This is a genomic window from Enterobacter sp. 148H3 (genome assembly GCF_034107425.1).
In the GTDB taxonomy this organism is placed as follows: domain Bacteria; phylum Pseudomonadota; class Gammaproteobacteria; order Enterobacterales; family Enterobacteriaceae; genus Enterobacter; species Enterobacter vonholyi.
This window is the reverse complement of the sequence record NZ_JAWNEI010000001.1, coordinates 1-11639: the sequence shown is the minus strand read 5'-3', so window position 1 is coordinate 11639 and position 11639 is coordinate 1. Positions and strand designations below refer to the sequence as shown.

The following is an 11639-nucleotide window of genomic DNA, read 5'->3' as shown; positions in this document are numbered from 1 at the left end:
TCTATAATCAGCGCCCCACACAGAGGTAGAACATGACTGTAACGACTTTTTCCGAACTTGAACTCGATGAAAGCCTGCTCAATGCACTTGAGAGCAAAGGCTTTACACGCCCGACCGCCATTCAGGCAGCGGCCATTCCGCCTGCGCTTGAGGGCCGCGATGTGCTCGGTTCTGCGCCAACCGGCACGGGGAAGACAGCAGCCTATTTGCTGCCTGTGTTGCAGCATCTGCTCGACTTTCCGCGTAAAAAATCTGGCCCGCCGCGTATTTTAATCCTGACGCCGACGCGCGAACTGGCCATGCAGGTGGCCGATCACGCGCGTGAACTCGCGGCAAATACCCATCTGGATATCGCTACCATCACCGGCGGCGTTGCGTATATGAACCACGCCGAAGTGTTCAGCGAAAACCAGGACATCGTCGTTGCGACGACGGGCCGCCTGCTGCAGTACATTAAAGAAGAGAACTTCGACTGCCGCGCGGTTGAAACGCTGATCCTCGACGAAGCCGACCGCATGCTGGACATGGGTTTTGCACAGGATATCGAGCACATTGCAGGGGAAACACGCTGGCGTAACCAGACGATGCTGTTCTCTGCCACCCTCGAAGGGGAAGCGATTAAAGACTTCGCAGAGCGTCTGCTGGAAGATCCGGTAGAAGTGTCGGCGACGCCGTCCACCCGTGAGCGTAAGAAGATCCACCAGTGGTACTACCGCGCGGACAACCTTGAGCACAAGGTCGAATTGCTCAAACACCTGCTGAAGCAGGAAGATGCGCTGCGCACAATCGTGTTTGTGCGTAAGCGCGAGCGCGTGCACGAGCTGGCAGAAATGCTGCGTAACGCCGGGATCAACAACTGCTATCTTGAAGGCGAGATGGCGCAGATCAAGCGTACCGAAGGCATTAAGCGCCTGACCGATGGCCGCGTTAACGTGCTGGTTGCCACAGACGTTGCCGCTCGCGGGATCGACATCCCTGACGTCAGCCACGTCATTAACTTCGATATGCCGCGCAGCGGCGATACCTATCTGCACCGTATTGGCCGTACCGGCCGCGCGGGCCGCAAAGGGATTGCTATCTCACTGGTCGAAGCGCATGACTACCTGCTGTTGCAGAAAATTGGCCGCTATGTTGACGAGCCGCTGAAAGCGCGCGTTATTGACGGCTTGCGCCCAACCACACGTGCGCCGAGTGAAAAAATGACGGGTAAACCGTCCAAGAAAGCGCTCGCGAAACGTGCTGAGAGAAAAGAGAAAGAAAAAGAGAAACCGCGCGTGAAGCAGCGCCACCGCGATACCAAGAATATTGGTAAGCGACGTAAGCCAAGCTCTGCCGCACCAGAGACGAAAACTGAAGAGTAATAAAAAAGCCGGGGAAATCCCCGGCTTTTTTATTCCCCCCTGCTGAAGCCGTTACAGGCTTTCAGTAAAGGTACGGGCGATGACGTCGCGCTGCTGTTCTGGAGTCAGTGAGTTAAAGCGGACCGCATAGCCGGACACGCGAATGGTCAGCTGTGGATATTTTTCTGGGTGCTCAACCGCGTCCATCAGCGTTTCGCGACGCAGTACGTTTACGTTCAGGTGCTGACCACCTTCCACACGCACTTCCGGTTTTACTTCCATTGGAATTTCACGGTATTCGATTTCGCCCAGTTTGCTCACCGGCACGATTTCATCTTCAGCAAAACCCGCTTTCGCAACGACACAGCGCGCTTCGTTTTTCTCGCTGTCCAGCAGCCAGAAAGAGTTGAGCAGATCGTCATTTGCAGCTTTAGTAATCTGGATACCTGTAATCATGTGTTGCCTCCCTTAGGCTACATTAGCTGATGTCGGCCTCTCGCGGCCAATTGGTAAAACCATTGTTTCTTGTGTGTATATATATCATTCACACCACGGTGATTTATTGATTTAAATCAACAAAAACACCAACCACATAAAGAGTGTGGTTTGAATTTATTGCTTTAGATCAATTTCACGACCTTACCAATTCAATTTTACCTGCACATTTTCAACATAAATTTAGCCACTTAGCGCGCATTTCAGCGTGTAATTTTGCTCACCGGGCTTTAGAAGGTAAGCTAGTAAGAGATTGAGATTCGCAGGAGAGCGAGATGACAACACCTTTAACCTGGCATGACGTGCTGGCAGAAGAAAAGCAGCAGCCATATTTTATCAATACGCTCAGCACCGTTGCCGCTGAGCGTCAGTCCGGACAGACGATTTACCCGCCGCAGAAAGATGTTTTCAACGCCTTTCGCTACACCGAACTGAGCGATGTGAAAGTGGTCATTCTGGGCCAGGATCCCTATCACGGCCCGGGCCAGGCGCATGGGCTGGCGTTTTCCGTACGTCCCGGCGTGGCGATCCCCCCTTCTCTGCTCAACATGTATAAAGAGCTTGAGGGAACTGTGCCCGGTTTTACCCGGCCAAACCACGGCTATCTGGAAAGCTGGGCGCGCCAGGGCGTGCTGTTACTGAATACGGTGCTTACCGTACGGGCGGGCCAGGCGCACTCGCACGCCAGCCTTGGGTGGGAGACCTTTACCGATAAAGTCATCAGCCTTATCAACGAGCATCGTGAAGGGGTCGTGTTTTTACTGTGGGGTTCTCACGCGCAGAAGAAAGGGGCGATTATCGATCGTCAGCGTCATCACGTGTTGAAAGCACCGCACCCGTCACCGCTGTCTGCGCATCGCGGTTTCTTTGGCTGTAATCATTTTGTTCTGGCGAATGAATGGCTGGAAAAACGTGGCGAAACGCCAATTGACTGGATGCCCGTGCTACCGGCTGAGAGCGAGTAATAATTGAATGTGCCGGGTATGACCCGGCACATGAAGAGGCTTATGCCTTATTCTGACGCCACCACTCGGCCAGCAATACGCCGGTCGCAACGGATACGTTCAGACTTTCCACATTGCCTGTCCCATCAATAGAGACGCTCAGATCCGCACTGGAGAGCGCCGCGTCAGACAGACCATCACGTTCCTGACCTAATACCAGCACCATTTTACGCGGCAGCGTCGCTTTAAACAGCGGCGTACCGGCATGGCTTGAAGTAGTTACGATGGAATAGCCCGCTTTACGGAACTGCTCAAGAGCATCCAGCACGCTGTCGCCGGTGATCGGCTGCACGTGCTCGGCTCCGCCTTCCGCAGTACGGATCGCGGCACCGGATTCCAGCAGTGCAGCATCCTGCAACAGCACGCCTTTCACGCCAAAGTGCGCGCAGCTGCGCATCATTGCGCCCAGGTTATGCGGGTTGCCCACATCTTCCAGCGCCAGCACGCAGTCATCGGCATCCGCCTGGCTGACCCACTGCTGCACGGTCGTGCCGTTACGTTTTTTGATCAGGAAGCAAACGCCGCCGTGGTGTTCAGTACCGGAGGCTTTGGTCAGCTCAGCATCATCAACCACGTGGTAAGCTTTACGGTTCGCGGCCATCCAGCGCAGGGCTTCTTTGAAGCGCGGGGTTACGCTCTGGATAAACCAGGCGCGGACGATACACTCAGGACGGCTCTGGAATAGCGCCTGGCAGGCGTTCTCACCATACACGCGGGTCTCTTCCGCACGCTGGCGGCGCAGCACTTCCGGGTCGATAAAGCTTTTACCGCTGATACCGCCGTGATCGGCTTTTTCCGGCGTCTCATCGCCAGGGGCGCGAGAAACGGTACGCCACGGGGAGGCATTATCACGTGAGAAGTCTTCCCGCGGACGGTCATCGCGTTTGCGATCGTCACGTTTGCGGTCATCTCCGCGGTTATTTCTGTCATCGCGGGCGGGGCGACGGCCACCGTCAGCACGAGAAGAAGACGCCGGACGCCCGCCACCTTTTCCGGTACGCGGATTTTGGGTGCGTTTATCAGAGTCATCATCACTGCGGACATACATCACTTTGACCTTGCCGCTTTTGTTTTTCATTTCGTCGTTCATGCTTTTCTCCACCAGCGCTGCGCGAAGCGCGCAGATTACCCGATGTGCCAGCGCATAGCCATAATTTCGTACAAAAGCCTGTGACTATTGTTCTCATTGAATAAAACGCATTGTTGTTTCAAACAGGCTCATTGATAATATGTAACATATTAGAAACATTATCGGCGTTCCGCCGCTGTCCCACGGCTCTATCAGAGGTTAGTTATGAATACCGTATGTGCCAACTGTCAGGCTCTTAACCGCATTCCGGACGATCGGATGGAAGATGGTGCGAAATGCGGACGTTGCGGCCATGAATTGTTTGATGGCGACGTCATTAACGCAACGGGTGCTACGCTGGACAAACTCCTCAAGGACGATCTTCCTGTCGTGGTCGATTTCTGGGCGCCATGGTGCGGCCCTTGCCGTAGCTTCGCGCCTATCTTCGAAGATGTGGCCGAAGAGCGAAACGGAAAAATGCGGTTCGTTAAGGTCAACACTGAAGCTGAGCCCGAACTAAGCGCCCGTTTTCGCATCCGCAGCATCCCGACCATTATGATTTTTAAAAATGGTGAGGTGATCGATATGCTCAATGGTGCAGTTCCAAAAGCACCTTTTGAAAGCTGGTTAAACGAGTCGCTGTAACATTCACGGGGCACATCTTGTGCCCCGCTCCTGCCTCTGCGAAAATAGGGTTTTTCCTGCATTTCGCCCATGACTGATAACGCTGTTCTTAAACTACGCGCAGAACGCCTTGCGCGCGCCACTCGACCGTTCCTCGCCCGAGGCAACCGTATTCGCCGCTGCCAGCGCTGCCTGCTGCCGCTGAAGGTTTGCCTGTGCGAGACGCTGACCCCGAGTACGGCACAGAGCCGTTTTTGTCTGGTCATGTTCGATACCGAGCCGATGAAACCCAGCAATACGGGACGCCTTATCGCCGATATTCTCCCGGATACTGCGGCTTTTCAGTGGTCCCGAACGGAGCCACCTCAGGCCCTGCTCGACTTAGTGGCTAGTCCGGACTATCAGCCGATGGTCGTTTTCCCCGCCTCTTATGCAGGCGTGGATCGCCAGGTGCTTTCGACGCCGCCATCCGGTAAACCGCCGCTATTTATTATGCTGGACGGCACCTGGACCGAAGCGCGAAAAATGTTTCGCAAAAGCCCGTATCTCGACGCACTTCCGGTGATTTCTGTCGATCTTTCCCGCGTCTCCGCCTACCGCCTGCGTGAAGCGCATGCTGACGGACAATACTGCACCGCCGAAGTGGCCATTGCGCTTCTGGATCTGGCGGGTGATACCGCTGCGGCTGGCGCCCTGGGCAACCATTTCTCCTGTTTCCGGGAACGCTATCTGGCGGGAAAAACCGTTCATAAGGGCAGCGTCACAGCAGCCGAGACGGAAAGCGTTTAAAATTATCAGGTCGCTTGCATTCACAGGAGGCCTGCATGAGCCAGCGAGGGTTAGAAGCGCTACTTCGTCCTAAATCCATTGCCGTCATCGGCGCATCAATGAAACCGGATCGTGCTGGCTATCTGATGATGCGCAACCTACTGGCCGGGGGATTTAATGGTCCCGTTATGCCCGTCACGCCCGCGTATAAGGCGGTTCAGGGAGTGCTTGCATGGCCTGATGTACAGAGTCTGCCTTTCGTACCCGATCTGGCCGTACTTTGTACAAACGCAAAGCGTAACCCGGAGCTGCTGGAATCACTCGGCAAGAAGGGATGTAAAACCTGCATTATTCTCTCGTCTCCGCCTGAACAGAAAGCCGAGCTTCTGGCCTGCGCCAGCCGCTATCAAATGCGCATTCTTGGGCCAAACAGTCTCGGCCTGCTCGCCCCCTGGCAGGGCTTAAATGCCAGCTTCTCTCCGGTTCCGATCCGCAAAGGCAAGCTCGCGTTTATCTCGCAATCGGCTGCGGTATCGAACACTATCCTCGACTGGGCGCAGCAGCGTGAAATGGGATTCTCCTACTTCATTGCCCTGGGCGACAGCCTGGATATCGACGTTGATGAGCTACTGGATTTTCTGGCACGTGACGGCAAAACCAGTGCAATCCTGCTTTATCTTGAGCACCTCAGCGACGCGCGTCGTTTTGTCTCGGCTTCTCGAAGCGCTTCGCGCAATAAGCCGATCCTGGTGATCAAAAGCGGGCGAAGCCCTGCGGCACAGCGCCTGCTGCATTCGCATTCCGGCATGGATCCCGCCTGGGACGCCGCCATTCAGCGCGCGGGGTTGCTGCGGGTGCAGGATACGCACGAGCTTTTTTCCGCCGTTGAGACGTTAAGCCATATGCGCCCGTTGCGCGGCGAGAAGCTAATGATCGTCAGTAACGGTGCCGCCCCTGCCGCGCTCGCTCTGGATGAGCTATGGCGGCGCTTCGGCAAGCTGGCAACGCTGAGTGAAGAGACGCTGCAGCGCCTGAAAGAAGCACTTCCGACCAGCGTGACGCCCGGCAATCCGCTTGATTTGCGCGATGACGCCAGCAGCGACCGCTATATCAGGGCGATCTCCATTTTGCTGGATAGCCAGGATTTCGATGCGCTGATGATTATCCACTCACCCAGCGCGGTCGCGCCGGGCAGTGAAAGCGCGCGCGCGCTCATTGAGGCCGTACGCAACCATCCGCGAGGCAAATATGTCACCCTGCTCACCAACTGGTGCGGTGAGTTTTCTTCTCAGGAGGCGCGGCGCTTGTTCAGCGAGGCCGGGTTGCCAACCTACCGCACGCCGGAAGGCACCATCACCGCGTTTATGCATATGGTGGAATATCGCCGTAACCAGAAACAGCTCCGCGAGACGCCGGCGTTGCCCGGGAATTTGACGGCCAATACCGTTGACGTTCACAGGCTGTTGCAGCAGGCCATTGAAGAAGGCGCAACGTCGCTGGATACACATGAGGTCCAGCCGATTCTGGGCAGTTACGGGATGCAAACCCTGCCGACCTGGATCGCCAGCGACAGCGCTGAGGCCGTGCATATTGCCGAGCAGATTGGCTATCCGGTTGCCCTGAAGCTGCGCTCCCCGGATATCCCGCATAAGTCGGATGTGCAGGGGGTCATGTTGTACCTGCGCACGGCAACGGAGGTGCAGCAGGCAGCTGATGCCATTTTCGATCGTGTGAAAATGGCCTGGCCGCAGGCAAGAATCCACGGATTGCTGGTGCAAAGCATGGCCAACCGCGCTGGTGCTCAGGAATTACGGGTGGTGGTTGAACACGATCCCGTCTTCGGTCCGCTCATCATGCTGGGAGAAGGCGGCGTGGAGTGGCGCCCGGAAGAGCAGGCCGTGGTGGCGTTGCCGCCTCTTAACATGAATCTGGCGCGTTATCTGATCATTCAGGCGATTAAAAGTAAAAAGATCCGCGGCCGGAGCGCGCTGCGTCCGCTCGATATTGCCGGGCTAAGTCAGTTCCTGGTGCAGGTCTCTAACCTGATTGTAGATTGTGCAGAGATCCAGCGGCTGGACATTCATCCGCTGCTCGCCTCCGGCAATGAGTTTACGGCGCTGGACGTGACTCTGGATATCGCACCATTCGAAGGAGACAGAGAGAGTCGCCTGGCAATCCGCCCGTATCCCCTGCAGCTGGAGGAGTGGGTTGAGATGAAAAATGGTGAACGCGCCTTGTTCCGCCCTATTCTGCCGGAAGATGAGCCCCAGCTGCGAGCCTTTATCTCTCAGGTCACGAAAGAGGATCTTTATTATCGCTATTTTAGCGAAATCAACGAATTTACCCACGATGATTTAGCCAATATGACCCAGATCGACTACGATCGAGAAATGGCGTTTGTTGCCGTTCGTCGCTCCGATAAGGGTGATGAGATCCTCGGCGTCACGCGTGCGATTTCTGACCCGGATAACGTCGATGCGGAGTTTGCGGTGCTGGTGCGCTCCGATCTTAAAGGCCTGGGTCTGGGAAGACGGTTGCTGGAAAAACTCATCAGTTATACGCGAGATCACGGATTGTTACGCCTTAATGGCATTACTATGCCTAACAATCGCGGTATGGTGACCCTGGCGCGAAAACTTGGGTTTGACGTTGATATTCAGCTTGACGAAGGTATTGTTGCCTTGTCCCTTAGTCTGACATCAGCAAGCAAACGCGAGTAAGCTACTGGAAATGTTACCCACTTTGGACGGGACTGGTGGTATCATTGTCCGCTTATGTTGTTTGCATAGTACAGACAACCCTTCAATGAACAGAGAAGATACGCACTGTGATGTTGTCAAAATTTAAGCGTAATAAACATCAACAACACCTTGCTCAACTACCGAAGATTTCTCAGTCAGTTGATGATGTAGAGTTCTTTTACGCTCCCGCTCATTTTCGGGAGACGCTTCTGGAAAAGATTGCCAGCGCCACACGACGCATTTGCATTGTGGCACTGTATCTTGAACAGGATGAAGGCGGGCGCGCGATCCTGAACGCGCTCTATGATGCCAAACGTCAGCGCCCGGAACTTGATGTTCGCGTGCTGGTAGACTGGCATCGAGCTCAGCGTGGCCGTATTGGCGCTGCCGCGTCTAATACCAATGCTGACTGGTATTGCCGTACGGCGCAGGAAAATCCTGGCGTCGATGTGCCTGTTTATGGTGTCCCGGTTAATACCCGTGAAGCGCTCGGCGTCCTTCATTTCAAGGGATTCATCATTGATGACAGCGTGCTGTACAGCGGCGCCAGCCTCAATGATGTCTACCTTCATCAGCTCGATAAATATCGCTACGACCGCTATCATCTGATCCGTAATCCGCAGATGGCCGATATCATGTTTAACTGGGTTGATAAAAATCTGGTCCACGGCCGTGGTGTTAACCGTCTTGACGATCCCGAGCGCCCTAAAAGCCCGGAAATTAAAAACGATGTTCGCGCCTTCCGCCAGGAGCTGCGTGATGCGGTCTATCATTTCCAGGGCGATGCGAACAACGAAGAGTTATCCGTTACCCCGCTGGTAGGACTCGGCAAATCAAGCCAGCTGAACAAAACGATCTTCCATCTGATGCCGTGTGCGGAGCAGAAACTCACCATCTGTACGCCGTACTTTAACCTTCCTGCCGTGCTGGTGCGTAATATCATTCAGCTGCTGCGCGACGGTAAAAAAGTGGAAATTATCGTTGGTGATAAAACGGCAAACGACTTCTTCATTCCTGAAGATCAGCCGTTCAAAATCATCGGTGCGCTGCCTTATCTCTATGAGATTAACCTTCGCCGTTTCCTGAGCCGCTTACAGTATTACGTCAACACTGACCAACTGGTTGTGCGTCTCTGGAAAGATGAAGACAATAGTTACCATCTGAAAGGCATGTGGGTCGACGATGAGTGGATGTTGCTGACCGGTAACAACCTGAACCCGCGCGCGTGGCGACTGGATCTGGAAAACGCTATCCTGATCCATGACCCGCAGCATGAGTTAGCCGCAAAACGTGAACGCGAGCTGGAGCTGATTCGCACACATACCACTGTGGTTAATCATTACCGCGAATTGCAGAGCATTGCCGATTATCCGGTGAAAGTCCGCAAGCTTATCCGCCGCTTACGTCGTATCCGTATCGACCGACTTATCAGCCGTATTCTGTAATGTCCAGGCCCTGCCACCCGCAGGGCTTTTTTATGGAGCCCGTTGATGCGTATTCCTCTGTTACTGAGCGTCCTTTTCCTGAGTGGCTGTAGCCATATGGCCAACGATAGCTGGTCCGGACAGGATAAAGCACAGCATTTCCTCGCTTCCGCGATGTTGTCCGCAGCCGGTAATGAATATGCCCAGCATCAGGGATACAGCCGGGACCGTAGCGCGGCGATCGGGCTTATGTTCTCAGTAGGTCTTGGGGCATCAAAAGAACTATGGGATAGCCGCCCCGCAGGGAGCGGCTGGAGCTGGAAAGATTTCGCCTGGGATGTTGCCGGCGCAACAACCGGCTACGCCGTTTGGCAGATGGCGCGCTATTAAAGTCGGATACCTTTCCCTTTGCGATGCAGCATCAGGGAAACAATAAAAGCCAGAGCCCCCATACCCGTTACGTACCAGAAGAATGTCGTTTCGCTTCCCCATGACTTAAGCGACAACGCAACGTACTCCGCCGATCCGCCAAACACCGCGTTGGCGACCGCATAAGAGAGCCCTACCCCTAACGCACGGACCTGCGCCGGGAACATCTCGGCTTTCAGTATCCCGCTGATTGAGGTATAGAAACTGACAATCACCATCGCCACCATCACCAGCGCAAATGCGGCATACGGTGAAGAGACATGCTGAAGCGCAGTCAGAATAGGAACCGTACATAATGCAGATAATCCGCCAAAAATGAGCATTGAGGTACGTCGGCCAATTTTATCCGAGAGCGCACCGATAATGGGTTGTATGAGCATAAAGACAAACAGCGCCACGGTCATGACCACGCTGGCGACGTTGGCGTGCATGCCTGTAGTGTTCACCAGGTACTTCTGCATATAGGTGGTGAACGTGTAAAAACTGAGAGAACCGCCCGCGGTGAAGCCCAGCACCATCAGGAAAGCTTTGCGGTTACGCCACAACCCTTTGAATGTTCCCGCCTCCTTCAGCATCCGGACCTCTTTCTGAGAGGTTTCATCTAGCTGACGACGTAGCCAAAGTGCAACGACCGCCAGTACTGCGCCCATTGCGAAAGGGATCCGCCATCCCCAGGCATGAAGCTGTTCGTCCGTCAGAATTTGCTGCAGGATCACCACCACAAGAATGGCCAGCAGCTGACCGCCAATCAGCGTGACGTACTGGAATGACGCGTAAAAACCTTTACGGCCTTCCAGTGCAATTTCACTCATGTAGGTTGCACTGGTACCGTATTCACCGCCCACCGATAATCCCTGGAATAAGCGGGCCAGCAAAAGTAGCGCCGGTGCCCAGGTACCAATCGATGCATATCCCGGTAAGCAGGCGATCACCAGCGAGCCAAAGCACATCATGCACACCGAGATCAGCATAGAGGCCTTACGCCCGCGACGATCCGCAATGCGGCCAAACAGCCAGCCCCCGATGGGTCGCATCAAGAATCCTGCGGCAAACACCCCTGCCGTTTGAAGCAGCTGCGTTGTGGTGTTGCCGGAGGGGAAGAAGATATGTGCGAAGTAGAGTGAACAGAATGAGTAGACGTAAAAGTCGAACCATTCAACCAGATTCCCTGAAGAGGCGCTGACGATTGCCCATACCCTTCTTCGGGTATCACTGTGACCCAGCGTCCCGTTTGATGTCATGCTTTCTGTCATTGTGATTATGCTCCTGCCATAAACTGCGGCGTATTGAGCCAGGAGACTCAATAAGCTCGTAAATGAAATGTTATAATTTTGTTATAAATCACATTGAGACAGAGATCACACATTCCATTAGCAGGATAAGGGATTAAGAGAAAGGCCAGAGTGGGAAAACAAAAGCAAAAAACCCCGCACCTTTCGGTACGGGGTTCTTCTATTTTGATGCCTGGCAGTTCCCTACTCTCACATGGGGAGACCCCACACTACCATCGGCGCTACGGCGTTTCACTTCTGAGTTCGGCATGGGGTCAGGTGGGACCACCGCGCTAAAGCCGCCAGGCAAATTCTGTTAAATCTGTATCAGGCTGAAAATATCGTGTCTCTTCGCCAAAACACCTTCGGCGTTGTAAGGTTAAGCCTCACGGTTCATTAGTATCGGTTAGCTCAACGCATCGCTGCGCTTACACACCCGACCTATCAACGTCGTCGTCTTCAACGTTCCTTCAG

Annotated in this window: 10 protein-coding genes and 2 rRNA genes; 7 read left to right on the top strand and 5 right to left on the bottom strand. The window is 54.4% G+C overall.

The window, feature by feature from the left end; translation table 11 throughout:
* Positions 1-32: 32 nt before the first annotated feature.
* Positions 33-1361 (top strand): ATP-dependent RNA helicase SrmB, encoded by a 1329-nt coding sequence (gene srmB, locus USH94_RS00065; RefSeq protein WP_023344704.1) that lies wholly within the window; start codon positions 33-35, stop codon positions 1359-1361.
* A 51-nt stretch (positions 1362-1412) separates the two neighbouring features.
* Here the strand turns inward: srmB and grcA are convergent, their stop codons facing one another.
* The gene (gene grcA, locus USH94_RS00060) at positions 1413-1796 is read right to left on the bottom strand and encodes an autonomous glycyl radical cofactor GrcA (RefSeq protein ID WP_008502190.1); all 384 of its coding nucleotides are present in this window, start codon (positions 1794-1796) and stop codon (positions 1413-1415) included.
* Between the two features lie 314 nt (positions 1797-2110).
* Between grcA and ung the strand changes: the two genes are divergently transcribed.
* Positions 2111-2800 (top strand): uracil-DNA glycosylase, encoded by a 690-nt coding sequence (gene ung, locus USH94_RS00055; protein WP_111965122.1) that lies wholly within the window; start codon positions 2111-2113, stop codon positions 2798-2800.
* Between the two features lie 40 nt (positions 2801-2840).
* Here the strand turns inward: ung and USH94_RS00050 are convergent, their stop codons facing one another.
* Positions 2841-3929: a tRNA/rRNA methyltransferase gene (locus USH94_RS00050; protein WP_111965121.1), complete on the bottom strand. Its 1089-nt coding sequence runs from the start codon at positions 3927-3929 to the stop codon at positions 2841-2843.
* A 204-nt stretch (positions 3930-4133) separates the two neighbouring features.
* On the opposite strand from USH94_RS00050, the gene trxC reads away from it, so the two are divergent.
* From trxC to USH94_RS00020, 5 genes are all read left to right on the top strand, one after another.
* Entirely contained in the window at positions 4134-4553 is a 420-nt protein-coding gene (trxC, locus tag USH94_RS00045; RefSeq protein WP_111965120.1) for a thioredoxin TrxC, read from the top strand.
* Positions 4554-4622: 69 nt separating this feature from the next.
* Positions 4623-5321 (top strand): tRNA-uridine aminocarboxypropyltransferase, encoded by a 699-nt coding sequence (gene tapT / locus USH94_RS00040; protein WP_111965119.1) that lies wholly within the window; start codon positions 4623-4625, stop codon positions 5319-5321.
* Positions 5322-5356: 35 nt separating this feature from the next.
* The gene (locus tag USH94_RS00035) at positions 5357-8020 is read left to right on the top strand and encodes a bifunctional acetate--CoA ligase family protein/GNAT family N-acetyltransferase (protein WP_111965118.1); all 2664 of its coding nucleotides are present in this window, start codon (positions 5357-5359) and stop codon (positions 8018-8020) included.
* A gap of 110 nt (positions 8021-8130) precedes the next feature.
* A complete protein-coding gene (gene pssA / locus USH94_RS00025; protein WP_111965117.1) occupies positions 8131-9486 on the top strand; it encodes a CDP-diacylglycerol--serine O-phosphatidyltransferase in 1356 nt (451 codons plus the stop codon).
* A gap of 45 nt (positions 9487-9531) precedes the next feature.
* The gene (locus USH94_RS00020) at positions 9532-9855 is read left to right on the top strand and encodes a YfiM family lipoprotein (protein WP_032643716.1); all 324 of its coding nucleotides are present in this window, start codon (positions 9532-9534) and stop codon (positions 9853-9855) included.
* Here USH94_RS00020 and USH94_RS00015 read toward each other — a convergent pair.
* The 3 genes from USH94_RS00015 to USH94_RS00005 form a co-directional block, all read right to left on the bottom strand.
* Positions 9852-11147, bottom strand: a complete 1296-nt coding sequence (locus tag USH94_RS00015) for an MFS transporter (protein WP_111965116.1) — start codon at positions 11145-11147, stop codon at positions 9852-9854. The two genes, USH94_RS00020 and USH94_RS00015, sit on opposite strands and share 4 nt — an antisense overlap.
* Positions 11148-11356: 209 nt before the next feature.
* Positions 11357-11472, bottom strand: a 5S ribosomal RNA gene (gene rrf / locus USH94_RS00010).
* A gap of 68 nt (positions 11473-11540) precedes the next feature.
* Positions 11541-11639 (bottom strand): 23S ribosomal RNA (locus USH94_RS00005); the annotation flags it as partial.

Bases quoted from the DNA above. Each gene is read 5' to 3' on its own strand.
- srmB (WP_023344704.1), top strand. From the start codon at position 33: ATGACTGTAACGACTTTTTCCGAACTTGAACTCGATGAAAGCCTGCTC.
- grcA (WP_008502190.1), bottom strand. From the start codon at position 1,796: ATGATTACAGGTATCCAGATTACTAAAGCTGCAAATGACGATCTGCTC.
- ung (WP_111965122.1), top strand. From the start codon at position 2,111: ATGACAACACCTTTAACCTGGCATGACGTGCTGGCAGAAGAAAAGCAG.
- USH94_RS00050 (WP_111965121.1), bottom strand. From the start codon at position 3,929: ATGAACGACGAAATGAAAAACAAAAGCGGCAAGGTCAAAGTGATGTAT.
- trxC (WP_111965120.1), top strand. From the start codon at position 4,134: ATGAATACCGTATGTGCCAACTGTCAGGCTCTTAACCGCATTCCGGAC.
- tapT (WP_111965119.1), top strand. From the start codon at position 4,623: ATGACTGATAACGCTGTTCTTAAACTACGCGCAGAACGCCTTGCGCGC.
- USH94_RS00035 (WP_111965118.1), top strand. From the start codon at position 5,357: ATGAGCCAGCGAGGGTTAGAAGCGCTACTTCGTCCTAAATCCATTGCC.
- pssA (WP_111965117.1), top strand. From the start codon at position 8,131: ATGTTGTCAAAATTTAAGCGTAATAAACATCAACAACACCTTGCTCAA.
- USH94_RS00020 (WP_032643716.1), top strand. From the start codon at position 9,532: ATGCGTATTCCTCTGTTACTGAGCGTCCTTTTCCTGAGTGGCTGTAGC.
- USH94_RS00015 (WP_111965116.1), bottom strand. From the start codon at position 11,147: ATGACAGAAAGCATGACATCAAACGGGACGCTGGGTCACAGTGATACC.